This window comes from Gluconobacter sp. DsW_058 (genome assembly GCF_002153615.1).
Classification (GTDB): Bacteria; Pseudomonadota; Alphaproteobacteria; order Acetobacterales; family Acetobacteraceae; genus Gluconobacter; species Gluconobacter cerinus.
The window spans coordinates 58744-83886 of the sequence record NZ_JOPH01000041.1 but is presented as its reverse complement, the minus strand read 5'-3'; the positions used below and the strand labels follow the sequence as shown (position 1 = coordinate 83886).

Genomic DNA, 25143 nt, shown 5'->3' with positions numbered 1-25143 from the left:
CATGCCCCTTTTTTCATGACCTTCGCCCCCTGTTCCGGAGCTTCATCATGACCCGTCGCGCCATTATTTCCGCCGATGATTTCGGCATGAGCCTGGAAGTCAACGAAGCCATCGAGGCAGCCCATCGCAAGGGCGTCCTTTCAACAGCGAGCCTGATGGTCGCCGGAGATGCCGCAGCAGACGCTGTCCGCCGGGCGAAAGCCATGCCTGACCTGAAAGTCGGCTTGCACGTCGTCGCGATCGAAGGGAAATCCGTATTGGATCTTCCCGCCATCACGGATGAACAGGGCTGGTTTGGCCGCAACCAGCTTCGGCTGGGCGTCGAATATTTCTTCAGTCCCCATGCCCGAAGCGCCATCCGCCGGGAAATCGAAGCGCAGTACCGCGTCTTTGCCCGTACAGGCCTTCCGCTGGATCACGCAAATGCCCACAAGCATATGCATCTCCACCCCACTGTCGGGCGCTTCCTGATTGAATCGGGGCTCGAGCATGGCCTGAAAGCTGTGCGCTCTCCGTTTGAGCCACCTGAGCCTGTGGACGCAAAAGATAGCATCGGTGATCGCGCCTTGCGTCGCTGGATTGGAGTCCTTCGCCATCAGATCCACAAAGCGGGCCTAAAGACCAATGACTGGTGTTTCGGGCTGCGCTGGTCTGGCCATATGACCCCTGACCGCATTCAAGCCCTCATTCCGAAGCTGCCCCAAGGCGTCAGTGAGATTTATTTCCACCCTGCCACAGCTCAAAACGCCATGATGCATCGCTTCATGCCCACCTACGATCAGGAGGGCGAACTCGCTGCGCTTCTCGATCCCGGTGTGCGAGATACTTTCACACGTGAAAACGTGAATCAGATTGGCTGGTCGGATCTTTAAGGCGTCGGACCGCTCGTTTTTTTGCTGTTTACTCGCTCCGTTCCGAGATCATTATGATATCAGGGAACTGTAGACTTTTGAATTAACAAGGATTTAGAGGGGTGAAGGCAAGAATGAACGGACGGCATGTTTTCAAACGACTGTTTTTTCTCGTCGGGCTTGTAGCCTCACCAGCCTGGGCTAATCCATCCACAGTTCTGAGCGTCAAAGACGGCGATACCGTTCATAAATTCAGCGTTGAAGAGCTTCTGCACCGCCCGGAAACCCAGAGACTCGATCTGTCCCATATCAAGCAGCCTCTTGGGCCAGACGTTCCCGCGATCCCGCTTTCAGCGCTGATCCATCAGGATGATGCGCTGGCTTTTCAGGCCACAGATCTTTTTACGGCGGAAATTCCCAGGAGTGTCTTTGAGCAGGCTCGCAAACATCACGTCACTGCGTGGATCGCCATTGAAGACAAGGAATGGCCTAAACGCCGCCCTCACGGCCATGACCTTGGACCGTTTGCCCTTGTGTGGACCGGTGAGGAAGTTGGCATCATCAAGCAGGAACAATGGGTCGACCAGCTCGCTGCCATAACCCCATCCTCAAGTAACGAGCTTCCGTCTGGCACGAGTGAACCCGCCGCAAAAGGACAGGTCATTTTTGCGGAAAACTGTTTGCCCTGCCATCAGCTCATGGGCGTTGGCGAGGGAAGCATGGGACCGGATCTCGGGCGGCCTATCCCGGTAACAGAGTACATAACCCCACAAGGCTTCCGGGCCATCATCCGCAACCCGAAGCAGGTCAGGAAGTGGCCAAGCGAACACATGGAGTCTTTTCCGGAAAGTGCCATCTCGGAAAGCGATCTGGATGCACTCTGGACCTATCTTCAGGAAGTCGGCCAGTCAGGATTGGCCCAGAAGCATCTTTGACGCACAGAGCTGCGGGATGATCCGGGAAATAACTTCCCGGATCATCCCGTGATGTATCAGGCGCGCAGAGCAAAATCTTCCTGCGGCCGCGCACCAAAGCGCGTAATGATGGCACCAGCAGCCTGATTGCCGAGCTTCGCGCACGTCACAAAGTCATGCTGCTTGCTCAGACCAGCAAGAAATCCGGCCGCAAATGCATCACCAGCGCCGGTCGTATCCACAACCTTGACTGGCGTAGTCGGAACATCGTGACGCTCGCCCTTGCTGATGACGACAGCGCCCTTTTCGCTCCGCGTGACGATAGCCAGCTGAGTTTCTGCAGCAACCTGACGCAGAGCGTCTTCGAAATCAGTCGTTTCGTACAGCGCCAGAAGCTCGGCTTCGTTGGCAAAGAGAATATCGACGTGACCGGCAACGAGCCCACGGAATGCCGCGTGATGACGGCCAACGCAGAACGTGTCTGACAGCGTCAGAGCAACCTGACGGCTAGCCTTGCGGGCTAGCGTGGCGGCATGTTCGAAAGCCGCCTGAGCATGGGGCTTATCGTAAAGATAGCCTTCCATGTACGTGATGGCTGCATCCGTGACTGTCTCTTCATGAACATCTGCCGGTGTAAATTCCGTACAGGCCCCGAGATAGGTAAACATGGTGCGTTGTCCATCTGGCGTCACGAGCACGATGCAGCGCGCGGTCGGAATTTTTTCAGACGCAGCGAGTGGCTGGGACGGGAAAGTCAGGCCCTGATCGCGGATATCTTGCGTAAAATGCGTCCCGGCCTGATCTTCAGCAACCTTGCCGAGATAAGAGACTTTTGCGCCCATACGAGCCGCAACCACTGCCGTGTTGGCACCAGAGCCGCCACCGGCAACACGTTCAACAGCAATACGGTTTTCAATGTCCTGCGCGGTTGCCGCATCGATGAGCGTCATGCTGCCTGGAGTTGCACCAAGATCGGCAATAACGGCCGGGTCAACAGAGGCAAGAACATCGACAATCGCGTTGCCGATGCAGAGGAGATCATGCTTGGGGGCTGACATTAAGGCTCCAGAGTTCACAAAAAGGCAAAAAATCGTTCAAGACGCCATCTGCGCCATTAAATCAACACGATCATAGGTGCCCTCTGGGAACACGCCAACACCCGGGACGAATGCACTCTCCTGTTCTGCGCATGTCAGATTATGACATTTGCACGCAAGCGCGGGTTGTCCGTTCGGGGCGTGACCGTGTAAGCCTTGTCAGAGGCCGTTCCTGACGAACCCTGCACCAGCAGGTCCGGTGTCGAGCGGCCGAGACATAGTCCTTGTTCTTTCCAGATCCGTAGCGGGGTTTCCTTGTTCAGAAGACGCAAACCGGAAGAAGACGCAAAGCCTGCCGAGACAAGCAAGCTCGCCGGGCAGCCCATCTTTCCCAACCGGCCGGATGCTTCCAGCCAGACCACTCCTGCGTCCGGATCCGGAACAGCCAGCCCTCAGCCCAACCAGCAGAAGGACCCCGCATCTATGGGTCGTACCCCTTTTCCGGCGCCGCCATCCCCGAACAACCTGCCGGGCGCAACGCCGGCAACTGCGCCCCGTCCGGGTGCAGCAGGCGTACCGGGAGCACCGCGCCAGACGGGTCCGGAGCGTCGCACGCTGGTCGTCGGCCGTGGTATCAGCGTTCAGGGTTCGGTTCAGGATGCCGAGCGTCTGGTCGTTGAAGGGACTGTCGAGTCCAGCATGATTCAGGCGGCGGAAGTCGTTGTTGCACAGGGCGGTGTCTTCCGCGGTGCGATCGAAGTTGAAGATGCAGAAGTTGCCGGCACGATTGACGGCACCCTGACCGTCAACGGCAGCCTTACGATCCGCGGTAGCGGTCGTCTGATCGGCAAGGCAAAGTGCCGTCGTCTGCAGGTTGAAGATGGTGGCCAGATCACCGGTCAGCTCGAAATGATCACGGATGGCGTCGCCCCACGTTCCCCGATCGTGGAACCTGCGAAGGCTGCTCCGGAAGCTGCTGAGGAAAAAGCTGAAGGCTGATCCAGCCTCCATCTTTTTCTGAAGGTATCGAAAAGCCCGCCTTCCATGACTGGGGAGCGGGCTTTTTCGTATACACAATGACCAGAAAAGAAAACTTCCGATACAAATCCATTTTTTTCTATAATAAATTTTCTTTTAATAAAAATATATTCATTACACGCCGTATAGAATTTACGGCGTTAAACAACAGATTAAATCTTTATTTAATTAAATCTCTGTATTAAATGGGAGTTTAAATCTAACTTTACAACATAATGTGTATATCGGCGCATCTACCTAAACCGCATCAGGACGCGCCAACCAATGAATGCCATTGTTGTCACCGCGCTAAGACGACCCTTAACGTTCGTCGTCCTGTCGATTCTGATTGTGATGCTTGGCATCCTCTCGATCCTCAGGACGCCAACGGACGTATTCCCCAATATCAAGATTCCGGTCGTCGCAGCAGTCTGGACCTATCCAGGTCTTCTGCCACAGGAATTTGCTGGCCGTATTACCTACAACTTCGAACTGGCTGTTACGACAACAGTTCAGAACATCGAACATATGGAGTCCAACTCCTATTATGGTCGGTCGATTGTAGATATTTACTTCCAGCCCGGCACCCCCATCGGGGAAGCCGAAGCAGAAGTGACGGCAATTTCGCAGACAGTGCTCCTGGGCCTTCCGCCCATGGTGCCTGCGCCAATGATCATGGCCCTGAACCCGTCTCAGGTTCCGGTCATTGCCCTACAGATCACATCTGACAAACAAACACCGTCCGATCTGTTCAAACTCGGCGTAATTACAGTGCGTCCACTCCTTGCAACCGTGCCCGGAGCAGTCGTCGCCCATCCGAATGGCGGCATGGACAGCTTTGTCATGGTCTCCATGAACCAGGCAGAGCTTCGTGCCCATCACCTTGCTGCTGCGGACGTACAGGCTGCCCTGCGCAAGCAAAACATTGTTCTGCCGGCCGGTGACCAGAAGATTGATGCGACCGACTGGATGGTGCAGACCAACGCAGCTCCGCAGAGCATGGAAGACATTGCCAATATCCCCGTCAAACGGGTTGGCAATGCGGTCATCTATGTGAGGGACGTCGCGGACGTCTATCGCGGTGGGCATCCTCAGACAAACCTGGTGCTGGTGAAGGGCCGTCAGGCTGTAGAAGTCATTACCCAGAAGGGTGGTACCGCCTCCACTCTGGATGTTGTGGCTGCGACCAAGGCGCTTCTTCCGCGTCTGCGTCGAATTCTGCCACCTGATGTGCATGTCTCGATCCTTGAAGACGCCTCCGTGATGGTGAAAGACCAGATCAAGGACGTCGTTCAGGAAATGATCACGGCCGCGTTCCTGACAGGAATCGTAGTTCTGCTGTTCCTTGGCTCCTGGCGCTCCACCGTCATCATCGCCACATCCATTCCGCTGGCCATTCTGTGTGCGCTCATCGGGCTGGGCTGGGCGGGTCAGTCCATCAACGTGATGACACTGGGCGGCCTTGCACTGGCTGTCGGTATTCTCGTCGATGACGCCACCGTCATGATCGAGAACATCGATACCCACCTTGAAATGGGCAAGGATCTGGAACTCGCCATCATTGATGCCGCGAACCAGATCGTCATCCCGACCTTCGTTTCCACCACCTGCATCTGCATTGTCTGGCTGCCACTCTTCGAACTGGATGGCGTATCAGGCTACCTCTTCATGCCGATGGCAGAAGCCATCATCTTCGCGATGATCGCGTCCTTTATCCTGTCCCGTACGCTCGTGCCCACCATGGCCAAGTATCTTCTCGCAGGACAGGTTCATCATGGCGCGCATGGTGAAACCGATCATAGCCACCCTGAACCCAAAGGCTTCTTTGGCCGGTTCCAGGCCGGATTCGAAACCCGCTTCAATCGGTTTCGCGATGGCTATGGCAGCCTGCTGGAGCGCTGCATCAGCCGCCGTGGCGCTTTCGTCGGCATCTTCATGCTGATCTCCATTGCCTCAACCGGACTCTATGCCTTTGCAGGGCGAGACTTCTTTCCTGAAGTGAAATCCGGCACTCTCCAGATGCATATGCGTGCACCTTTGGGAACGCGTATCGAGGTTGCTGGCCGTATCGCTGCCCTCGTGGATGATCGCATTCATCAGGATCTGGCAGGCAAGGTTGAAAGCATCATTTCTGATTGCGGCCTGCCGGAAGGCCCTCACAATCAGGCATTCATGCCCACACCAAGCGTCGGAACGCAGGACTGCGACCTGACGATTGCCCTGAAAAATGATGCCTCCCCTGTCTGGGACTATCGCAAGCTGCTCCGCAAGGATCTGTCACAGCGTTTCCCCGGCACGGTCTTCACATTCCAGCCTGCTGATCTGACCCAGAAAATCCTGAACTTTGGATCTTCTGCTCCGATTGACGTTCAGATCTCCGGTCCGGATGCCCTGCTGAACTACGATTATGCCCGTCACATCATCGGCAAGATCCGTCAGGTTCCAGGTGCTGCAGACGTCACGATCCAGCAGACCATGTCCACGCCGACGCTGATGGTTAACGGTGATCGGACCTTCGGTCAGGCAACAGGCGTGACGGAAGCCGATATTGCCCAGAACGAACTGTATACGCTGTCGGGCTCAGCCGTTGTGGACCCGCAGTTCTGGCTTGACCCGGAAGACAACGTCACCTTCCCGCTGAACCTTTACACCTCACAGGATCAGATGACGCATCTGAGCGATCTGCTGACCATTCCGGTGGACAAGGGTGAAGGCAACACGGAGAACATCGACCCGCAGCTTCTGGGTGCCGTTGCCAACGTGATCGCAGCCGGAACACCGGGCGAAGTGTCTCACTACAACTCGATGTCCGAGATGGACATTTACGTAAACGTCGAGGGCACGGACATGGGTTCCGTTCTGGACGGCGTGAAAAAGGTACTGGCGGCCGACGCACATAACGTCCCGCGCTCGGCTGAAATCGACGTCCACGGACAAGCCACCACCATGCATGGTGCCTATTCCCAGCTTGTCTTCGGGCTCTGCGTTTCCGTGGTGCTGATCTATCTGCTGATCGTTGTGAACTTCCAGTCTTGGCTGGACCCGTTCATCATCATCACGGCTCTGCCGGGTGCTCTGGGCGGTATTGCCTGGGCTCTGTTCCTGACAAATACGCGTCTGTCCGTTCCGGCTCTCACGGGCGCCATCATGTGCATGGGAACCGCCACGGCCAACTCCATCCTCGTGGTCTCGTTCGCCCGTGAACGCCTCGAAATTCATGGTGACGCCCTCAAGGCAGCACTGGAAGCCGGCTTCGGCCGTATCCGCCCCGTGCTCATGACCGCACTCGCCATGATCGTTGGCATGATCCCAATGGCCATTTCGAATTCCACGAACGCGCCACTGGGCAAGGCTGTCATCGGCGGTCTGCTGGTCGCAACGATCTCTACTCTGCTCTTTGTCCCCTGCGTTTACGCCATCCTCCACAATCGTTCTTCGCGTCAGAAGGAAACTGTCTAATGGCCAGCTCTCCGAAAATCTTCGCCATTGCGGGAAGCTGCGTTCTCGCGCTTTACGTGGGCTTCATCGTTGTCGAAAAAACCCATGCGGCAACGGAACTGAAGGCTGACACTGAAGCGGGCGCGATCCAGAACGTCGCGGTCGTCACGCCCAAACAGTCACCTGAGAAGGTCGCCCTGACGCTCCCCGGCACGATTGATGCCTGGTATCAGGCGCCAATTTACCCGCAGGTCTCTGGCTACGTGAAGATGTGGTACAAGGACTACGGTGCACACGTGAAGGCTGGCGACGCTCTGGCCGAGATCAATGCCCCTGCCCTTGATGCACAGTATGCGCAGGCCAAGGCAGATCTGGACTCTGTGATGGCGAAGTACCACCTCGCCACCGTGACGGCCGAGCGCTGGCGCGCCATGGGGCGGTCTCAGTCCGTTTCAGGGCAGTCCGTCTCGGTGTCCAACGCAAACGAACAGTCTGCCCATGCAGAAGTGGATGCAGCACAACGTAACGTCGATCACTTCGAAGCTCTTGAGAAATTCAAGACCATCGTTGCACCGTTCGATGGCGTCGTGACGGCCCGTAACATCAACGTCGGTGATTACGTCAACAATGGCGGCGGCGGCCTGAACTCAACGGGTGGCGCATCCGAACTCTTCACGGTTGCCGATGTACAGAAGCTGCGTCTGTTCGTGTCCGTGCCGGAAACATTCTCCTACGTTCTGCAGCCGGATCTGACCGCAACCATCAGTGTGCCCCAGTATCGTGGCCGCACGTTTGAAGCGCATTACCTGACGACATCACGCGGCTTCGACCCGACCACCCGTACAGCCGTGGCCGAGTTCACCCTGGAGAACAAGGATGAAGTGCTCTGGCCTGGGACCTTTGCGTCAGCCGCGCTGAAATCCCACAACGAAGACGCACATCTCTACGAAATCCCGACCAGTGCTCTCGTCTTCGAGGAAAAGGGCATGCAGGTCGCCGTCGTCGATGAAAACAGCCGCGTCCATTATCGCAACGTCACCGTCGGTCGCATGGCCGACACGTCGACCGAAATCCAGAATGGCATTTCCCCGACAGACCGCATCATCTCCAACCCGCCAGCCGATGTGCTGGAAGGCGACAAGGTCAATGTCGTGGAAGGTCAGCGCGGCTATAACCAGTCAGGCTATGGGAAAGACCAATGATCAGCCCCATCCTTCGCCGTTTTTCACTCGCCTGCGGTTCAGCCCTCTCCCTTCTGGGGCTGTCAGCCTGCGATCTCGCCCCGACCTACAAGGCCCCCAGCTTCGTTGTCCCGGCGAACTGGCAGGGTCAGGCACCGTTCGCTGTCGCCACGCCTGCTGATACGCTCCTTCCGGAAAACTGGTGGATCATGCTGCATGATCCACTTCTGAACGAGCTGGAAGAGCGCGCAACCGCAGACAACGGGGACATTCAGGCAGCGGCAGAACGCTTCATTCAGGCACGGTCCCTCGTAGCCGCGGCGCGGTCCGAACTGCTTCCCCATGCCAGCCTGGAAGCCGGTGCGTCAGACAATAAACAGTCTGCTGACCGTCTGTTCCGCAATGGTGCCACCCTCACGCAAACGGAAGAGGATTACGGCGGGCTCGTGTCCTGGGAGCCGGATTTCTGGTCGTCCATCCGGAACCGCGTACGGTCCCAGAAGCAGTTTGCCCAGCAACGCGCGGCAGACTTCGCCATGGCGCGCCTGAGCACCCAGGCTGAACTGGCGCGCGATTATATTGAATTGCGCGGCTATGATGCGCAGGATGCGATCTACTCACAGTCCATCGCTTTCTATAAGCGGGCTGTCACCATCACTGAAAATCAGGTTCAGAATCAGGCAGCCCCACGTCTGGATCTGGCCCGTGCTCAGGCACAGCTCTACACCACGCAGGCTGCTCAGCTGGATATTCAGGCTGCCCGTCAGGTTACGGAGCATGCCATTGCCGTTCTGACCAACTCGTCTCCATCGGCGTTCCATATTCCGCAGGTTCAGACGTTCAGCTTCATCCAGCCGAGCATCCCAACCACCGTGCCTTCCGAACTGCTGCAACGTCGGCCAGACATTGCGTCGGCCGAACGCGAAATGGCTCAGGCCAACCGGGAAATCGGTATCGCCCGTGCGGCATTCTACCCGCATATCGCATTGAAACTGGGCGGCGGTTTTGCATCCAATGGCTTCGATCTGGCCAACCTGGCCAATTCACTCTGGACGTATGGTGCCAGCCTCGACATGCCGCTCTTTGATGGTGGCCTGCGTCGGGCGGAACTCCAGAGAACGTGGTCTGCATACCGGGAAACGCGCGACGAATACCGCATGAAGGTTCTTGATGCCTTCCGCGAAGTCGAAGATGGCTTGTCCCGGACTGAACGCCTCTCCAAAGAAAACACTGCCCTGGAGCAGGCCGTCAAAGCCAATCTCGACACCCAGAACATGACCATGACCCTTTATCAAGGTGGCGTTGGCACATACCTGGAAGCGATTTTCAGTCAGGAAAACACACTGGAAAGCCGCATCCATCAGGTGGAAGTCGCCACGCGCCTTTATACGGCAGACGTGGACCTGATCCGCAGTCTGGGTGGTGGATGGTCCGTCAAGGCCCTTCCAACGATGGACCAGACGCTGTCTATCGCGCCGTTCCAGTATGACAATCTGCACCACCCGAAGGCTGTTGGGAATGTCACGGCATCACAGCATCCGGAGCAGTTCGAGAACCTCACGGGCACCGCACCTTCGACGCCTGGCCTCGGCCATGACAGGCAACTTCCCTCCCTGCCAATGGGAGATCTGGCAAACCATCCCTGAACAGGCGGATGCCCAGAAATAGCCAATAAAAAAGCCGTCCATTTGGACGGCTTTTTTTAATCGCGACGATCGCGGATTTTGACGTAGGCGATGGCCGCATGTTCCGCACAGTAGGGCTTACCCGGCAGAGGAGACGCGCCACAGAAATGGAACCCCGGGGTGCCCGGATCACCGATCGGCCAACAGCAGGACGGCCCACGACGCGTCGGACGATCAATGCTGGCTGTAAAACGCGGCGGCGGAGCCGGACGGACCGGCGGAGCCACACGGGGTTCCGGAGCAGGCGGCTTGGCGGGCGCTTCAGCCTTCAGGGGTGGAACCGCAGCCGCACGTGCAACTGGAGCAACCACAGGGCGGGCCGCCACGGTTTCTGCTACTTTTGCAGGAGCGGCCTTGGGCGCATCCACCTTGGCTGGGGTGGCCTTGGCGTCTACCTTGTCCCCCAAAAGGTCAGCAGTTGCTTCGGCAGGTGCCGCAGCCTTCCGGGTGGGGGGCTTGCGCCGTGGCACTTCCGTTGACGGCGTTTCGCCATCCTTGACCTTGCGGTTCCGGATGGGTGACGGGCGGGGCGGCAGGCCAAGGCGATGCGCCTTGCCAACAACAGCATTCTTCGTGATGGAAAGCTGGCGGCCGATTTCGGCGGTCGAAAGTCCCTGACTCCACAACTCGCGAAGTCTGGCGATCGTCTCGTCCGTCCAGTCCATATATCGTTCCTCTGTCGCGCATCCGGGCCTGTCTTGGCCCACTATCCTGTTACCCGCCGACCCTTTTTACAGGACCGGAATCTTTTGGGTGACGTTCCTTACCAGAAAGTCATGCCCGCGTCGAAGGTGCTTGTCACGCGTCCGCAGGTTCACCGTCTGGTGCAACCCGCTGAAGCTCAACACATCCCTTTACGACAGCCAGTGCAATCTCGCCACGTACGAGCGCCAACGCATCTAGCCCAAAAACTTCACGACGCCAGCCCTTGAGAGCACCGACATCTGTCTCACCAAGCGCAATCCGGTCCAGATCTTCAGAAGACGCCACCAGACGCGGCGCAACTTTGTGCATTTCACACTTGGCTGTCTGAAGCACCCGAAGAAGCGCAACCAGCGCTGCTGATGGCCGTCCACGATCAGACTTGGACGGTGGCTTGGGCAGTTCGGACTCCGGAAGGTTTTCACCGACACGAACGACTTCCAGAAGCCCCTGCCCCATACGTCCTTCAGCAAAGCCACGCGTTACACCCCGGACACGCGCTAGCGTCTCAACGTTTTCCGGCTTGATCGCAGCAATTTCGAGCAGACTTTCATCCCGAATAACCCGCTGGCGGGGAATATCGGCGTTCTGCGCCTCTTTTTCACGCCATGCTGCTATCTCACGCAGGATACCGAGCATTCTGCGATTATTCGTGCGGGCTTTCAGCTTTTCCCAAAGACGGCGCGGATCAGGGCGGAATGTCTCTTCGGACGTGAGAACAGCCTGTTCAGCATCCGCCCAGCGCAGGCGACCTTCGTCTTCAAGCTGCTTGCGAAGCGCAAGATAGACCGTGCGAAGATGCGTCACATCTGCTGCAGCGTAAGCGATCTGCGCCTTCGTCAGGGGACGGGCCGACCAGTCACTGAACCGATGAGCCTTGTCGATCGCATTGCCAGTGATAGCCCCAACCAGACTGTCATAGCCGACCTGATCGCCAAATCCGGCCACCATCGCTGCAACCTGTGTATCAAACAGGGACTGCGGAAGCCGGTCGAAAATATGAAGGAAAATTTCAAGGTCCTGCCGCGCGGCATGGAACACCTTGATGCATCCGGGCTCATCCAGGAGTTCGCCGAGCGGTGCCAGATCAATGCCCGGCGCCAGCGTATCAATGACAGCGACGTCCTCGGCACCAGCAAGCTGCACGAGGCAGAGCTCGGGCCAGTAGGTTTTTTCCCGAACGAATTCCGTATCGATGGTAACGAACGGCTCCTGCTTCAGCTTGTTGCAGAGCCGTGCAACCTCCTCACTGGAGGTTACGATGACGGGGGGTGGGAAATCAGAGGCTTTCGGACGCATGGCCCGATCCTACACAAAGGAATCGCCTCTGACCACGCCCCCACTGTCTCTGAATGAGGGACAGTGAACAGCGAGTAGCCGTCAGGTCAGATGGACTTTTCGATCCAGGCCTTGAGCTGGCTCTTTGGCATCGCACCCATCTGCTGTGCAACCGGCTTGCCGTCCTTGAAGACGATCAGCGTCGGGATGCTGCGGACGCCGTACTGCGTGGGGGCTTCCGGGTTGGAGTCGATGTTGACCTTGGCGACCTTCAGGCGGCCCTGATACTCAGCGCCAATTTCCTCGAGCGCCGGGGCAATCATCTTGCACGGACCGCACCATTCTGCCCAGAAATCGACCAGAACCGGGCCGTCAGACTTCAGGACGTCTGTTTCAAAGCTGCTATCCGTAACGGCAACCGTATTTGCGCTCATGGACGTGTTCCTTGTGATGAAACGTGTTTCTGTAAACCGATATCGGCTTCTCTGGTCAGGACTGCAAGAGCCTGCCCATTAAATCAAGACCCCTCCAGTACACGATCCAGAAGCTCATCTGGAAGAACCATCACAGAGGGCCCCTCCGTCCAGACCAGCGAGCAGTGAATGGCAAAATCGGGGTGCAGTTGCTGGAGAACAGCCCGATAGGCCGCCATCTGCCGCACATAGGCCACGGGTGTGCGCTCAACGCGAATCGGTGGAGTACGGTTCGTTTTGTAATCGCAGATCCAGATTTCTCCGTTCCCGATCCACAGACGATCCACTTGCCCCAGAACCACGCGCCCCTCACTAATGCCCGATATTGGCTGCTCGGCCCGACTACCTGCCTGAAACAGGGGTGCGAGATCTGGATGATACAGGACGCCCATGACCTGATCCGTCAGACGCCCAACCTCGCTTTCTGTCAGCCCCAGTGCAGGTCTGGAGAGCCAGCGGGTTGCGAGCGCCAGCCGGTCTTCGGAAGGCGTTTCCGGCAAAAGCTGAAGCAGACGATGGATCATCGTGCCACGCCGCATGGCCTGTTCCCGGACGGGCTTTGGCCTCCCCGCCAGAAGTTCCAGTGGGGAGCGGGCTGCGGGTACTTCGCCAAACTCCGCGCCATCCGGCCGGCTCGGCGCCAGAGGCCGGGTCAAGGCGTCTTCCATCGGCGCAACATCCGCGCGCCAGTCGGGCGCACGGCCTAGCCAGACCGGCAAATCCAGCATGGGCGCGACGATCTGCGGCGCGGCATCGGGCGCAGGAGCCACACTTCGCTCTTCTTCCAGAACCAGACGGTCTCCGTCCCACCCCAGTCCCAGCGGTTCGGATCGTGCATTGATGAGCGTTTCAAACCCTGCCTGACATTGACGATACCAGCTTGTGTCTTCCGGCTGGCGTTTCGTGGATGCTCCGCAAATCACCAGCCAGTCACTGGCACGCGTCAAAGCCACGTAGAGCAGACGGTTATTCTCCGCCCGAGCCTTCTCTGCATCCCGGGCAGACAAAGCGGTCGTGACATCCGTGCCAGCATCTTTCTTCGGGACCCAGATCGGAAGGTCTAGTCCGGCGGCTTCTTCCCACAGGAAGTCTCCACTGGCTGGCGCACGGGACAACGTATCCGGCATCACGACCAGACGGGCCTGCAATCCCTTCGATCCATGCACGGTCATGACGCGGACAGCCCCGGTCTCGCTTTCGGCTTCACGCTTACTGGTGATTTCACTGGCTTCCAGCCAATGCAGGAACCCCTGAAGCGAAGGGGGGTGCAGTCCCTCATAGCGCAAGGCGGCCGTCAGCAGTTCGTCCACCGGTTCAGCCGCTTCAGGCCCAAGACGACGCAGCAGTCTTGTGCGCCCACCATGTGGGCCGAGCGCTTCGGCCAGCAGGCGATACGGCGTGGCATAATCCACCCGTGCATAAAGCGCGGACAGCATCGTCCATGCCGCCTGCCACTCCGCACGCTCTCGATGGCGTTCCCGCAGGACAGTCCAGAGCGGCTGGCCTTTCGGGCCAAGAGCGTGGGCGCGACCATCTTTTGTCGCCAGCGCCATCAGCGAATCATCGCTCAGGCCACCAAGGGGAGACGTCAGAACCGCCGCCAGTGTCAGATCGTCCTGTGGCAAAAGCAGTGCCGCACAGAGCGTCATGAGATCGCGAACGGCCACCTGCTGCGTCAGACCAACACGCACCAGTGTCGCCACTGGCACATTTCGGGATTTTAGTGCCCTGATCAAAGACCGCAGGAAAGATGAACGGCGCGGCACGAGAATCAGAACATCGCCCGCTTTCAAAAGCGCCTGCCCCGGTTGCGGCGAACGACCAATCTGTTGATCAATCCACCCGGCAAGGGCCTCCGCCAGACGCTGTGGCGCACTGCGCTGGCCGGTATTGGCTTTCGGAGCCTGCCAGGGCGTCAGACCTTCATCATCGTCCTCGCCTTCCAACACCGGAACAAGCGGCCAGAGTTCAACGCGCCCACCCTGCCCCGGACGCGCGGACACATGGGGAAGAAGTGTCTCCTGCCCCTGTTCCAGCAGGCCATGTGCGGCATTCGGCTGGGAAAAGACCGCGTCCACAAAAGACAGAACGGGCGTGACGGAGCGGAACGAGACGTTCAGATCCGGATCACGCCACGGCAGACCCGCATTCTGAACGCGGCGGGCAAATTCGGCTCTCCAGCTATGAAACTGTTCAGGATCAGCGCCCTGAAATCCGTAAATGGACTGTTTGTAGTCGCCGACCGCAAACACGGTGCGGGGTCTCGGTCCCTGCTCCCATGCGCCCTCACCGGAAAAGAACTCGGATGTCAGAGCCCCGGCAATCTCCCACTGAAGGCCGGAATTATCCTGCACCTCATCCAGCAGAAGATGGTCGATACCGCCATCCAGTTTGTAGAGCACCCAGGCCGCCCCTGGATCTTCCAGCAGATTCCGCGTTTCCTGAATAAGGTCGTTGTAGTCCACCAGTCCACGCGCGGCCTTGCCCTCTCGGAAGCTGGACAGCATCGGCGCAGCAAGAGACAGAAGCGCGCGATTCAGGGAAAGAAGCACGGCGCGCTTGATGCTCTCTGTCAGATCGAGGAGGCGCTTGCCTTCCTCTTCCAGCAGCGGCACGACTTCAGGAACGACGTCCTGTGCTTTCTTGCTAATGATGCGATTCATCTGCCGCACGGTGCCCTTGTCCGTGAGCAGACATTTGCTCCAGACGGGGGCGGAACGGTCTTCAATCTGTGTCCCGAGCCACAGAAGCATCTGCTCCACAGTTGGCTTCGCAGCGGCCGTGACAACGCCGAGCGCCGCCTGAAGTCCGGCCCGCAATTCCACTTCCTTGCGAGGCTTACAAATCAACCCTTCCAGATCAGACGCAGCCTCCTGCCCGGCTTTCAGGGCTCCCCGATAGGCGCTCAGCACAGCGTCCGGCAGCATCTGCCAACGGTCCAGCAGGGAACGGACGCGACTTTCTTCCATGTTCAGAGCGCGAATCCGCTGGAAGAACCGGTCGATCCCGATAGTCCCCGCCACTTCAGCCACGATTTTCGGAGCTTTGGCGAGCTCGTCTTCCATGGCTTCCCGCAAAGCGAGCGTCGTGTCCGTATCTTCCATCAGGGTGAAATGCGGATCGACCGAGGCTTCAAGGGGGAAACGACGCAGAAGAGACTGACAGAACGCATGGATCGTCTCGATCCGCAGACCGCCCGGCAGGTCCAGAACCTTCAGGAACAGCGCCCGGGCCGCACGACGTGTCTCATCCGTATTGGGGACACGTAATTTTTCAAGTTCCTGGCCCAGACGCTCATCCGGGAGCGACACCCATTCGCCGAGCCGGGACTGGAGACGATTGGCCATCTCGGCAGCAGCGGCCTTTGTGTAGGTCAGGCACAGGATACGGGATGGGTTTGCCCCTTCGGCCAACACAATCGACCCATCATCCGCGTCCACTTCAAGGGGCAGCATCAGACGAAGCAGACGATCAATCAGAAGCTTGGTCTTGCCCGATCCGGCAGACGCGGACACGAAGACGGACGCCATCGGATCAGACGCAGCAAGCTGTGTGCGATCGGCTTCAGCAATAACGTCAGCGCGGTTGCGGATGTCGCTCATGAGTCGTCTCCTTCCGCATAGGCCGCGCGCCATTCATCCACCCGCGCCAACTGCGCGTAATCCGTATAGCGCGGTACATGTCCGGCCCAGGGCTGGGAGCGATAGGGCTGATCGGGCTGGTCATACTCATCAATGAGGCCACGCAGTTTTTCCATGGCCTCACCAATCAGGGCGGCGGCATCAAGGCTGGATTTCCGGCTTGGGACTTCGCTTTCTTTCCCCGGATCATCGCCACCTGTCAGGTGCCAGTACAGAAGCTGTTTCGTTTCGGCAGCCGGAACGCCTTCGAAAGCGCCCTTGGCCAGCAATGCCCCTTCCAGAACAAGCTGAACGGACCATCCACCCTCTACCGCTTTGCCTGTTGGCGGAGAGCCGGTCTTGTAATCGAAGATCGTCGCCTTGCCGTCTTCGTCAACGTCAATGCGATCTGCCCGGCCGCGGAGTTCGAACGGTGCGCGTGCAGCTTCGATCTTGAACGACGCAGACACTTCCATATGCCGCGCGACGGCGTGTTCCTGTTCTCGCCGGGTCCGCTCCTGTATGGCAACCCAGTCCGCAATACGCTCCAGCCTTGGGGCCCACCAACTGACCAGCGCAGGTCGCATATTGGCCTTGGCCAGCTCTTCTGCAAACGCGCGCTTCAAAGATGCGGCCACGTTCTGCGGCCAGCGATCCGGATAGTCTTTGAGAACCCGATCCATGGCCTCATGCACAATCATGCCGAAATCCGCATGTTCAGCGCCTTCTTCAAGCGGCTTGAGCGCCTTCAGCTTCAGAACATGCTTGGCGTAAATGGCATATGGATCCTGCATCCACGTCTCGATCTCCGTGATGCTCAGACGCCGTGGGCGAAGTGCCACAGGAGGCCTTGGCTCTGGAGGTGCCACCATTTCCGCACCATCCAGCGGCTGATCCATTGCCTTTTGCCATTCGAGCGCGGGATGCACAGGCAGTTTCTGCCCACGGCCACCCAGAAACGCTTCCATTCGCACCATCCAGCGCGCGGGCACACCCGGTGCACCGTCACGCCGGGCGGAGCTGGAAAACACAACCTCTCCGGCGGCCAGAGCCGTTGAGACGAAATCATGAGCGCTGATGCCGATCTGACGCTCGGGAGACGGCAGACCAACACGGGTCCGCATCGGGCGACTCAGCCATGGTCCCGGATCAGTCGCAGGGGGCCAGACCGTTTCATTCAATCCACCCAGAACAACCACGTCAAACGCCAGAAGACGCGCTTCGAGCACACCGAGAATGGTGACACGCGGATGGGCCAGTTCCACACCGCCCCGATGCGCGCGCAGACCCGTCAGCATCTGCCCGGCCATAGATGTATTCAAAAAGGAATCCAGATGCGCCAACCTTTGCGGTGGTAGGATGCCAGTGTGCTGGATTAAAGCGGCCAAGTGGCGGGACAGCGCCTCACCATCGTCCCCCATCCAAAGGCGCCCGCCCGGATGCAGTCCTTCTTCGGGCTCTGCGGTCAGTTCTGTTTCGGTCGCGGCCAAGGCTTCGGCAGTATGGATCAAGGCTTCCAGAAATTCAGGGAGCGGAACCGCGCCAGACAGGCCAAGCAAAGGCTCGAAAGCGGCTTCAATCCGGGCGATGAATGCCGCTGGCCCTTCTGGCTCATCAGGAGCATCCGCGCTTGTCCCATTGTCCGGATCACGCTGGTTCTGAATATAGGTCTCAAGCGCCGCCTTAAGACCTGCAATACCCGGTGCAGGAGCAGGTCCACGCAGCAACAGACGCTCCAGCCGACGGGCCGAGGCGTGACAGTTACCCGGTGTCCGACCAAGAGACGCCAAAGGGTGTTTCAGAACAGAAAGCAGAGCCACCGGGGAAAGCTGGGCCTCGGCTGCCGTGGCGATCAGGCGCAGGAACACGGCGGCTGGCGTCTGCGCCAGAGGCTCACCGGCACTGTCATCAGCATAAATCCCGAACCGTAGAAGCTCGGTCCCGACACGTTGGGCAAGGCTGCGATCTGGCGTCACAAGCGCGCAGGTCTGACCGGAGACGGACACCACATTACGAAGTATCAGCGCGATGGACTGCGCTTCCTGTTGCTGATCCTGTGCGGGCAGCAGAGACAGGTCAGAGATATCACGCGGGTTCAGATCCCGCCCCCAGGCCGTAATCCCCTGTTCCGGCAGCATGACGCCACGCATCAGACGCTCTCTGGCCCGGTCCCTGCCGCCGTCCCAGTCCGTCAGACCATCGCGTGTCAGGCCCAGATCCGTAAGAATTTCCTTAAGACCAGCCTGTGGGTGTGACGCAGGCAGCGCGTCCCACATTGCTTGAGGCAGATCCAGATCAACCCCCGGCAGAATCACTAGTCCGGCCGGTAACGTCGCAACCGCCCCCAGCACATCTGAAACCGCTGCGGACCCATCCGCGAACCCGACCGCCCAAACGGGCGTATGGGGTGGGACATGCTGCCACGCTGCCGCCTGCGCTTTCAGACGCGCAACCTGACGGGCGACGGGGTTCGACAAACCTTCTTCTTCCAGCCATTTCGGCCAGATGGTCGTAACGATTTCCAGAAATTTCAGCGTCTGCTGCCAGTGTTCTGAAAAGCGTTCCTCCACAGCGTCCGGCAGGCTTTTCGCCAGATCGACACCACTGCGCTCGGCCTCATCCATCAGGTCCGCCAGCGCTTTGGCGAGAGGCCATGCCCGATCAATGCCTTTGGTTTTGTCCACTCCGACACTGACAATGGGCGTTTGCAGAATCAGCATGGACAGAACAGCCAGCCGTCTCTGTGGCTCAACAGCCGGGGGCAACGAGACATCAATCCCGATGGACGCCAGCGCCTCTTCATCCACGTCATTGATCGCAACGATGCGCGGCAGGAGGGATGCCTTGCCATCCAGCACGCGCAGGAATGCTTCCATCAACGCACGTCCGGCACGACGGCTCGGCACGAGCAGCAGGCCCGGACCGTCCGTTCCGGCAGCGGGGTCCTGTTTCAGCCATTCATGAGCGACCCGATCCAGAAACGGCTCGGTGCCAGCAATCGTCACAACGGTCATGGCGCAATCCCGCTCAGGCGCTCGTCCGGCCAGCCGGTCAGCTCTGCAAACCGTTCGTCCTCTGTCGCGCCCGAGGTGAGCGTCAGATGCAGTGCATTGGCAGGGAGGAGATCTTCAGCGCGCTCTGGCCATTCCACCAGCATGATGCCTTCACAGGCTTCATCCCAAGCCAGTTCATACAGCGCATCCGGCCCATCCAGCCGCCATAGGTCATAGTGGAAAACAGGCCCGGCAGACGTGTCATAGGGCTGAACCAGCGCAAAACTCGGGCTTGGAACGTCCATCTGCGGATCACGGGCCAGAACCCGCAGAAATGCCCGCGCGAAGGTAGTTTTCCCGGCACCCAGACCGCCTGATAGGGCAATGCAATCGCCCGGAGCGCACAGCCCGGCGATTCGGGCGGCAAGATGTTCGGTCGAGGACTGATCGGGAAGACGTATCTGCATCCCCGCAATGTGACGCCGCACGCCTCATCCATCAAGCGGTGGATATTCTGCTTTCTGACAACAGGGCATTGCTCGTCACAAGCATAAAATATGACACAAAACGAAATAAAGTGAACGTTTTGTGATTATTTGAAAAATTCAAACAATTCTTATTGACTCTTTATTACATACACAGAGAAATGGTTTTTAACTTTTCAGTAACCATTCTGAACAAGACCATTCCAGTCAGGGTATTTGCCGATGACGTCCAATCTTCTGATCAATGAATTCATGTTCAACCCAAGTGCATCTGGAGATCAGAACGAATTTATTGAAGTCAAAGGGGATGCCGACACAGATTACAGTGAATGGTCACTGATCGTTGTTGATGGTGACGGCAGCGTCGCGGGCAAAATTGACAACGTTTTTCAGCTCGGAACAACAAACAGCGCTGGCTACTGGGTGACGCCATACCAGACGAATGCTTTGCAGAACGGCACGCAAACTGTCCTTTTGGTCAAGAATTTCACCGGCAAGGCTGGCGATGATCTCGATACCGCCAATGGTGGGACGTTCACCTCCACGCCCTGGTCTGAAATTGGAGATACCATTGCTGTTTCAGACGGTGGCAGCGGTGATCCGACCTATGCTGGCGCCCCGGTTCTGACAGGTAAGCTGATTGCCGGCGCCTCCCGCATTCCGGATGGAACGGACACAAACAGCGCCTCCGACTGGGCAATTGATGACCCCTCACTGGCTGGCATCGAAGGCTACGGAACCACTGCCGCTGCGGGAACGGTTCTGGTCACACCGGGAGCCGCCAATGACGGGAGCGCTACAGGCGGTTCAGGAACAGGCACCAACACAAGTGGCTCTGATACCGGGAGTGGCACTGGCACCGGATCGGAAACAGGCGGAAGCTCGTCTGGCGGAACCAGCACCACGCCCCAGACCCTGACAATCCAGCAGATCAATGGCGTCGGCTATTACAGCCCGTATGCGGGTGCCAGCGTCACAACTACTGGCGTCGTCACGGCAATCGATACGAATGGCAGCATCGGCTTCTGGGTTCAGCAGGCCAGCAAAGACAAGGACAGCATCGGTAGCACAGGCATATTTGTCTATGCGGGTAAGACAGCCACCCTTCCGACCGTGGGTGAGACTGTTACCATTACCGGAACCGTCACGAACTACTCCGGCACCTCTTGGAGCAAATCCCTCACGCTGCCAGAGATCAATTTGGTCTCTTACACCGATACGGGCGCGACCTACGCAGAGATTGCCCCGACGGTCATTGGTCAGGGTGGCCTGACGGTTCCAGCCGCATCTTACCTCGGAGACCTTGAGCAGGCGATCGATCTTAACAAGAGCACGGCGTCTCTAAGCCCCGATACGAACGCTCTTGATTTCTATCGTAACCTCATCGGTCAGGTCATTACCCTGCATGATGTCGTGGCGACCGGCGCCACCGCGTCCAATGCCACATGGGTCGTGCCTGATAATGGTAATGGCCTCCTGACACCCACCGGTGCGCTTCAAAGCACCGAGAGCAGCATCAACACCCAGCGCGTCGAAATCTATTACGACAGCGGCGTCACCCCTGGTTCGGCCATCAGTGCCGAAGTCGGTGACAAGCTTGGCGATATCACGGGTGTTCTGACCTATTACAACGGCGTCTATGAACTGATCCCGACCACACAGGTCACGGTCATTCACACGGAAACGCCTGCGCCGGTCACGACCTTCCACAAGGACGAGCAGAATCTTCTCGTCAGTGACTATAACATCGAGAATTTCAACGCCCTTGATCCGGCCAATGCGGACCGTCTGGCCCAGGTGGCCAAGATCATCGTGCAAAATCTCGATAATCCTGACGTCCTGGCTATCCAGGAAATCCAGGACGACAGTGGCACAACCAGCGATGGTACGGTCAGCGCCGAGCAAAACCTCGCAGCACTGGTCAAGGCCATCGCAGATGCAGGCGGCCCGACGTATTCCTGGGCGCAGGTTGATCCCGCCAACAACACGCAGGGCGGTGTCACGGGCGGTAACATCCGCAGCGTGTTCCTCTACAACGCAGACCGCGTAACGCTGAAAGAGCCCGTTACCACCATTGGCAGTGAAGAACTGAGCGGCACGTTCAAGAATACCCGCCTGCCACTGGTTGGAACCTTCGAGTTCAACGGGAAGGATGTCACGCTCATCAACGTGCATCTGTCCTCCCAGGCTGGAAGTTCGGAGCTGTATGGCGCGACCCAGCCACCGGTAAACCATGGCGGCACGACGGCGACGGTTAACAACCGTATCGCGCAGGCCCAGTACATCACGAACTACGTCCAGAACCAGCTTTCGAGCGATCCGACCGCCAAGATCGGCATCCTCGGTGACTTCAATGACGTGGCGTGGAGCGACGCCAATCAGGTCTATGCCAACGCTGGCCTGACAGACATGGAAACCAAGGAAGACGCGAGCAACCGCTACACCTACATCTATGAAGGTAACGCTCAGTCCCTTGATCACACCATCGGTACGGACGGGTTCGCCAATGCAGGCCAGTTCCAGACCCTGCATATCAACACAGGGCAGCTGGATGGTGAATCGGATCACGATCCGTCCCTGACCCTGCTGGAAATGACGGACTACAGCGCCACAAGCGGTGCAGCTCTGTCCGACGTTGCTCTAACGAATAGTCAGACCGCTGCCGTTCACAGCGGAAGCACAGCCTCGAACATCAGCGTTGGTGATGGCAGCCGTCTGGCACTCTATGCCGGCAGCACGACCAAGAATATCCATCTTGCCAGCGGTGCAAAAGTGGATCTGCCGGAACTCGCCTGGTCCAGCAGCACAACAGCAACCCTGACAGACCCTTCCACGCTGGAAATTTCCAACGGCACAGACACCTATACGATTGCTCTCGACAGCGATTACGCCGCTGATTTCTTCACGGTTCAGTCTGATAGCACAGGTGGCACACTGCTCCTGACCGAAGGGACGCCCTGCTATTGCCGCGGCACGCTCATCCTGACGAGCCGCGGGGAAATTCCCGTCGAGCAGCTTGAAATCGGTGACCTGGTTCAGACCCGCTCGAACGGTCTGCGGGCTATTCACTGGATCGGTCGTCGCAGCTATTCGGGTACGTTCGCCAATGGCAACCGCGACATCCTGCCAGTCATTTTCCGGAGCGGTTCTCTGGGCAACAATCTGCCCCAGCAGGATCTGTCCGTTTCGCCGCTCCACGCCATGTATCTGGACGGGGTCCTGATCCCTGCAGTCGCTCTGGTCAATGGCACGAGCATCCTTCAGGCAGAACGCATGGATGAGGTGGCCTATTTCCACATTGAGCTGGAAAGCCACGACGTCATCTTCGCGAACGGTGCAGAATCTGAAACCTTTGTAGACGACAGCTCTCGCGGCATGTTCCACAATGCCTCTGAGTATGATGCGCTCTATCCTACGGCAGAGCAGGTTCAGGCCCGCTATTGCGCACCGCGTGTTGAAGAAGGCGCTCAACTAGCCACTATCCGGACGCGCCTGAACGCTCTTTCGACGAAAACACGTGTGGCAACGGGCGCTCTGGAAGGCTTCCTAGACGTCGTAACCCACACCCATATTGAAGGATGGGCACGCGTTCCGGGCAGCACTGACGCCGTTCGCCTTCAGATCCTAGATAATGGGGTTGTTCTCGGCGAAGTCACCACTGCAACGGCAAGGCCAGATGTTGGTGGAGCCTGTGGCTTCCGATTTGAAATTCCAGGCGGTCTGTCTCCGCTGGATCGTCACGTTCTGGAAGTGCGCCGCGCTACCGATCACGCTCCCCTGGGCAACACGCCCTGGATGATGGACCAGATGGAGCAGAAAATTCCACAGGCCGTTCTGGCACCGTCGCCAGTGGCCCCTCTGGATGGCTTCATCGACATCGCTACACGCAATCGCATCTCCGGCTGGGCGACGAACCCTGCCAACCCCGAAGATGTCTTGACGCTGCAGATCGTCGATAACGGTGTAGTTCTCGCTTCCATCGTGGCGAATGGTCGTCGCCCCGATGTTGCCAAGAGCGGACGCCCCCTGCTCTGCGGCTTCGATGTGATCCTGCCCGGCGGCCTCTCCCCCCTCACACGCCATGTTCTGGAAGTGCGTCGGGAAGAGGACGGTGCACTTCTGGGCACGCCACAGGTTCTGGAACCCGTAACGGCCTTCGACGCGGATATGGAGCAGACTGTAGCCCGCGCTGTGTCTGCTGCCGCTGACAAACAGTCTGGCGATCAGGTTCTGTCCTTCCTCCTCGGGCAGGTGGAAAAACTCCGACAGTCCCGGGCGTTGGCCGTGAGTGGTCTGGCAGAACAGTCTCTTCATGCCACGCGCCGTCGCCGGGGAATGCCCACGAAGGCCACCACGCAACGCAAGCGCGCACTCGTCATCGACAGCGTTCGCCCCGATGCCAAGCGGGATGCAGGGTCGCAGGCGATCCTGTCTCACATGATGGCCCTCGAAACTCTGGGTTATGACGTCTGTTTCGTAGCCGCTGACCAAATGGACATGACCGCACCTCTGGACTCACTGCCGAGTGTAAAGGTGCAGGGACTACCGTTCTTTGCGTCCGTCGAAGACGTTCTGCGTCGCCAGTTGAACAGCTTCGACGTCGTGTATCTGCACCGTGAAGACATCGCGACGCGCTACATGGCACTCGTCCGCCGCAACCAGCAGAAAGCCTACGTCCTCTACAGCGTCGCAGACCTTCACTTCCTGCGTCTGGCACGTCAGGCTGCAGTGCAGGGCCGACCGGAACTGATGGCGAAAGCCAATCAGGTTCGGGTGGCGGAATACCGTGCAGCGCTACAGGCGGATGCTGTCCTGACGCACTCCGAAGCAGAAGCGGCCCAGCTTAGAAAAGATCTGCCGCAAGCCATTGTGCATGTGGTTCCATGGGCAACACCTGCGGCCAGCACATCGTCCACAAGCCACGACAGAAACGGCCTACTGTTCATTGGTAACTACGCACATGCCCCAAACAGCGATGCCGTGCAGTGGCTGGTGCATGACATCATGCCCGCAGTGTGGGCCATGGATCCGACAATTACCTGCACTCTGGTTGGGGCAGAGATGCCAGACAGCATCCATGCTCTGGCCAGCGATCGCATCCGGGTTCTTGGTCATGTCCAGAACCTGGACAGCGTGCTGAATCAGGCGCGCCTCAGTGTCGCTCCTCTCCGGTTCGGGGCAGGCATCAAGGGTAAGGTGCTGGAAAGCCTGTCTGCGGGCGTGCCCTGCATCATGACGCCCGTGGCCGCAGAAGGACTGGCGCTTCCGAAAAGTCTGCGTGGCCTCGTCCAGTCCACCACCCAAGACATGGCCCAACAGATTGTGGCGCTGCACTCCGCCAGAACCCTGTCTGGCATCATTGAAGCCGGACAGACATACACCAGCGCCACATTCTCTGAAGACGCTGTGACAACGGCACTAGGTATGGCACTTGAGCGGAAAGTAACGCTTCAGGCAGCAGGCTGAAGA

The 25143-nt window shown here is 58.4% G+C and carries 15 protein-coding genes; 7 read left to right on the top strand and 8 right to left on the bottom strand.

The window, feature by feature from the left end; genetic code table 11:
* The first annotated feature begins 47 nt into the window (after positions 1-47).
* Together hpnK and HK24_RS09285 are read left to right on the top strand one after the other, a co-directional pair.
* Positions 48-872 carry a hopanoid biosynthesis-associated protein HpnK gene (hpnK, locus tag HK24_RS09290; protein ID WP_086634237.1) on the top strand — a complete coding sequence of 275 codons (825 nt, stop codon included), beginning with the start codon at positions 48-50 and terminating at the stop codon, positions 870-872.
* Between the two features lie 113 nt (positions 873-985).
* The gene (locus tag HK24_RS09285) at positions 986-1786 is read left to right on the top strand and encodes a cytochrome c (RefSeq protein ID WP_233126203.1); all 801 of its coding nucleotides are present in this window, start codon (positions 986-988) and stop codon (positions 1784-1786) included.
* Between the two features lie 56 nt (positions 1787-1842).
* On the opposite strand, the gene HK24_RS09280 is transcribed toward HK24_RS09285, so the two are convergent.
* Positions 1843-2823, bottom strand: coding sequence for an adenosine kinase (locus HK24_RS09280; RefSeq protein WP_086634235.1), 981 nt, complete (start codon positions 2821-2823; stop codon positions 1843-1845).
* Between the two features lie 134 nt (positions 2824-2957).
* Positions 2958-3224, bottom strand: a complete 267-nt coding sequence (locus HK24_RS13710; RefSeq protein WP_167386095.1) for a hypothetical protein — start codon at positions 3222-3224, stop codon at positions 2958-2960.
* Between HK24_RS13710 and HK24_RS09270 the strand changes: the two genes are divergently transcribed.
* The 4 genes from HK24_RS09270 (at position 3118) to HK24_RS09255 (ending at position 10084) form a co-directional block, all read left to right on the top strand.
* Positions 3118-3801 carry a polymer-forming cytoskeletal protein gene (locus tag HK24_RS09270; RefSeq protein WP_249211332.1) on the top strand — a complete coding sequence of 228 codons (684 nt, stop codon included), beginning with the start codon at positions 3118-3120 and terminating at the stop codon, positions 3799-3801. The two genes, HK24_RS13710 and HK24_RS09270, sit on opposite strands and share 107 nt — an antisense overlap.
* Positions 3802-4104: 303 nt before the next feature.
* Positions 4105-7278, top strand: coding sequence for an efflux RND transporter permease subunit (locus HK24_RS09265; RefSeq protein ID WP_086634234.1), 3174 nt, complete (start codon positions 4105-4107; stop codon positions 7276-7278).
* Positions 7278-8459 carry an efflux RND transporter periplasmic adaptor subunit gene (locus HK24_RS09260; RefSeq protein ID WP_086634233.1) on the top strand — a complete coding sequence of 394 codons (1182 nt, stop codon included), beginning with the start codon at positions 7278-7280 and terminating at the stop codon, positions 8457-8459. The genes HK24_RS09265 and HK24_RS09260 overlap by 1 nt, the downstream gene beginning before the upstream one ends.
* The gene (locus tag HK24_RS09255; protein WP_086634232.1) at positions 8456-10084 is read left to right on the top strand and encodes an efflux transporter outer membrane subunit; all 1629 of its coding nucleotides are present in this window, start codon (positions 8456-8458) and stop codon (positions 10082-10084) included. The genes HK24_RS09260 and HK24_RS09255 overlap by 4 nt, the downstream gene beginning before the upstream one ends.
* A 56-nt stretch (positions 10085-10140) precedes the next feature.
* On the opposite strand, the gene HK24_RS09250 is transcribed toward HK24_RS09255, so the two are convergent.
* From HK24_RS09250 to tsaE, 6 genes are all read right to left on the bottom strand, one after another.
* Positions 10141-10788 carry a GcrA family cell cycle regulator gene (locus HK24_RS09250; RefSeq protein WP_086634231.1) on the bottom strand — a complete coding sequence of 216 codons (648 nt, stop codon included), beginning with the start codon at positions 10786-10788 and terminating at the stop codon, positions 10141-10143.
* Between the two features lie 133 nt (positions 10789-10921).
* Entirely contained in the window at positions 10922-12124 is a 1203-nt protein-coding gene (rnd, locus tag HK24_RS09245) for a ribonuclease D (protein ID WP_064273550.1), read from the bottom strand.
* Between the two features lie 86 nt (positions 12125-12210).
* Positions 12211-12537 carry a thioredoxin TrxA gene (trxA, locus tag HK24_RS09240; protein WP_007283421.1) on the bottom strand — a complete coding sequence of 109 codons (327 nt, stop codon included), beginning with the start codon at positions 12535-12537 and terminating at the stop codon, positions 12211-12213.
* Between the two features lie 83 nt (positions 12538-12620).
* Entirely contained in the window at positions 12621-16178 is a 3558-nt protein-coding gene (addA, locus tag HK24_RS09235; RefSeq protein ID WP_086634230.1) for a double-strand break repair helicase AddA, read from the bottom strand.
* A complete protein-coding gene (addB, locus tag HK24_RS09230; protein ID WP_086634229.1) occupies positions 16175-19210 on the bottom strand; it encodes a double-strand break repair protein AddB in 3036 nt (1011 codons plus the stop codon). The genes addA and addB overlap by 4 nt, the downstream gene beginning before the upstream one ends.
* Positions 19207-19656 (bottom strand): tRNA (adenosine(37)-N6)-threonylcarbamoyltransferase complex ATPase subunit type 1 TsaE, encoded by a 450-nt coding sequence (tsaE, locus tag HK24_RS09225; protein WP_086634250.1) that lies wholly within the window; start codon positions 19654-19656, stop codon positions 19207-19209. The genes addB and tsaE overlap by 4 nt, the downstream gene beginning before the upstream one ends.
* Before the next feature lie 240 nt (positions 19657-19896).
* Between tsaE and HK24_RS09220 the strand changes: the two genes are divergently transcribed.
* Positions 19897-25140 carry a Hint domain-containing protein gene (locus HK24_RS09220; protein ID WP_086634228.1) on the top strand — a complete coding sequence of 1748 codons (5244 nt, stop codon included), beginning with the start codon at positions 19897-19899 and terminating at the stop codon, positions 25138-25140.
* The last annotated feature ends 3 nt before the right edge of the window (positions 25141-25143 follow it).

Bases quoted from the DNA above. Each gene is read 5' to 3' on its own strand.
- hpnK (WP_086634237.1), top strand. From the start codon at position 48: ATGACCCGTCGCGCCATTATTTCCGCCGATGATTTCGGCATGAGCCTG.
- HK24_RS09285 (WP_233126203.1), top strand. From the start codon at position 986: ATGAACGGACGGCATGTTTTCAAACGACTGTTTTTTCTCGTCGGGCTT.
- HK24_RS09280 (WP_086634235.1), bottom strand. From the start codon at position 2,823: ATGTCAGCCCCCAAGCATGATCTCCTCTGCATCGGCAACGCGATTGTC.
- HK24_RS09265 (WP_086634234.1), top strand. From the start codon at position 4,105: ATGAATGCCATTGTTGTCACCGCGCTAAGACGACCCTTAACGTTCGTC.
- HK24_RS09260 (WP_086634233.1), top strand. From the start codon at position 7,278: ATGGCCAGCTCTCCGAAAATCTTCGCCATTGCGGGAAGCTGCGTTCTC.
- HK24_RS09255 (WP_086634232.1), top strand. From the start codon at position 8,456: ATGATCAGCCCCATCCTTCGCCGTTTTTCACTCGCCTGCGGTTCAGCC.
- HK24_RS09250 (WP_086634231.1), bottom strand. From the start codon at position 10,788: ATGGACTGGACGGACGAGACGATCGCCAGACTTCGCGAGTTGTGGAGT.
- rnd (WP_064273550.1), bottom strand. From the start codon at position 12,124: ATGCGTCCGAAAGCCTCTGATTTCCCACCCCCCGTCATCGTAACCTCC.
- trxA (WP_007283421.1), bottom strand. From the start codon at position 12,537: ATGAGCGCAAATACGGTTGCCGTTACGGATAGCAGCTTTGAAACAGAC.
- addA (WP_086634230.1), bottom strand. From the start codon at position 16,178: ATGAGCGACATCCGCAACCGCGCTGACGTTATTGCTGAAGCCGATCGC.
- addB (WP_086634229.1), bottom strand. From the start codon at position 19,210: ATGACCGTTGTGACGATTGCTGGCACCGAGCCGTTTCTGGATCGGGTC.
- tsaE (WP_086634250.1), bottom strand. From the start codon at position 19,656: ATGCAGATACGTCTTCCCGATCAGTCCTCGACCGAACATCTTGCCGCC.
- HK24_RS09220 (WP_086634228.1), top strand. From the start codon at position 19,897: ATGACGTCCAATCTTCTGATCAATGAATTCATGTTCAACCCAAGTGCA.